The sequence below is a fragment of the Bacillus mesophilus genome (genome assembly GCF_011008845.1).
In the GTDB taxonomy this organism is placed as follows: domain Bacteria; phylum Bacillota; class Bacilli; order Bacillales; family SA4; genus Bacillus_BS; species Bacillus_BS mesophilus.
On sequence record NZ_JAAIWM010000021.1, the window covers coordinates 1 to 1,794 of the forward strand.

Sequence of the window (1,794 nt, forward strand, 5' to 3'; positions counted from 1 at the left end):
TCGCCGCTTATTTTAGTCCGGATCCGAACACGGAAGTTAAGCTCTTGCGCCGGTGGTAGTTGGGGCATTGCCCCTGTGAGAGTAGGACGTCGCCAAGCAAAGATGAAAAGAGTAGCTCACGTAGCTACTCTTTTTTATGTGTATTAAAGGATAAGAGCAATGAGTGCTCATAAAGGTCAAGGACTAGAGGACTAAGAAAGAAATCCAGGGCATGCGACCTTGCAAAGAGTAAGAGAGAACCAAGGACCAGGTTAGTGAAAATTAAAAGAATAGTTTGAATTATATTATTGACTTTCACCATTTATAGGAGTAGAGTCAATGTTAACATTAAAGCATTGGTGGGATTCTAGTGAAGTTTCAAACAAAAAATGTCCATTTTTCTAATAAGAAAAACGAACCAATTCGTAGTAAAGTTACACCAATCTATCAATCATCAGCTTTTACTTTTAAATCATTACAGGAACTAGAAGCGTTTTATCAGGGTGAAGGTAACTATTTATATTCAAGAGTAGGTAACCCTAACACTGATGAATTAGGACATGCAGTGGCTGCTCTAGAAGGAGCAGAAGCAGGTGTTGCCACATCTTCTGGTCTATCTGCTGTTTTGGTCAGTATATTAGCAGTTGCATCTGCTGGGGATCATATTATTGCTAATGATGACCTGTATGGTGGTACCTTTCAATTAATAGCTAAAGAGTTGAAAGAAGTTGGAATAGAGTCTTCATTTGTTTCATTTACAGATAGAGAGATGATTGTTAAAGAAATTAAACCTAACACAAAGGTTATCTATAGTGAGTCGGTAACAAATCCCTTTTTAAGAGTAGAAAATCTAGAGCAAATTGTTGAGGTTGCTAGAGAATTCAAGCTAATTTCACTAATTGATAATACGTTTGCTACCCCATTTTTATGTAAGCCCCATGAGGATGGAATTGATCTAGTTATTCATAGCGCTACTAAATATATTGGTGGACATAGTGATGTTACAGCAGGTGTTGTGGTAGGAAGCCAAGAGTTAATTAAGAAGGTTAATCAGAAGTTAGGAAATCTCGGTGCAAATTTGAGTCCCTTTGAAAGTTGGTTAGCATGTAGAGGATTAAAGACCATGAGCATCCGAATGGAAAAACAGTCAAATAATGCTGCAAAAGTTGCAGAAGGACTTGTATCCCTTTCAGGTGTGAATAAAGTATTTTATCCTTCCAACTTATCACCTAAAGGAAATGGTGCTATGGTTACAATCGAATTAGATGAAAGCCAATGTGATATTGAAAGGTTTATTAATGGTTTGGGGTGGATTAAGTTAGTACCTACCCTAGCAGGAGTAGAAACAACAGTATCATATCCGATTGCAACCTCACATCGAGCCTTAGATACAGAAGCATTACAAATGCTAGGAATTACTAAAGGATTAATACGAATTTCAATCGGAATTGAAGATGATCAAGATATACTTGATGCATTGTCAGAAGCAATTAAAGAGTCAAATTTATAATTTGACTCTTTTTTTGTTGACTAATCTAGTTCATAGTGATATTATAGTTATTGTCACGTTTTAAAGTAAGTATTTACAAAAGTTTGTTTATATTATCGCGGGGTGGAGCACGCCGGAATAATCTTCTTCGACAGGCTTAAGCATACCGATTGACAAATCGGGATGGTCGTATCAGGATACTCAAAGTGCATTCAGAATTAAAAGTTATATTTATATTATCGCGGGGTGGAGCAGTCTGGTAGCTCGTCGGGCTCATAACCCGAAGGTCGTAGGTTCAAATCCTGCCCCCGCAACCAATGGTCCCG

At 37.7% G+C, this 1,794-nt stretch carries 1 protein-coding gene and 1 tRNA gene; both read left to right on the forward strand.

The window, feature by feature from the left end; translation table 11 throughout:
- Window positions 1-349: 349 nt before the first annotated feature.
- Window positions 350-1,489 carry an aminotransferase class I/II-fold pyridoxal phosphate-dependent enzyme gene (locus G4D63_RS21595; RefSeq protein WP_163182126.1) on the forward strand — a complete coding sequence of 380 codons (1,140 nt, stop codon included), beginning with the start codon at window positions 350-352 and terminating at the stop codon, window positions 1,487-1,489.
- 219 nt (window positions 1,490-1,708) lie between these two features.
- Window positions 1,709-1,785, forward strand: a tRNA-Met gene (locus G4D63_RS21600).
- Window positions 1,786-1,794 lie beyond the last annotated feature (9 nt).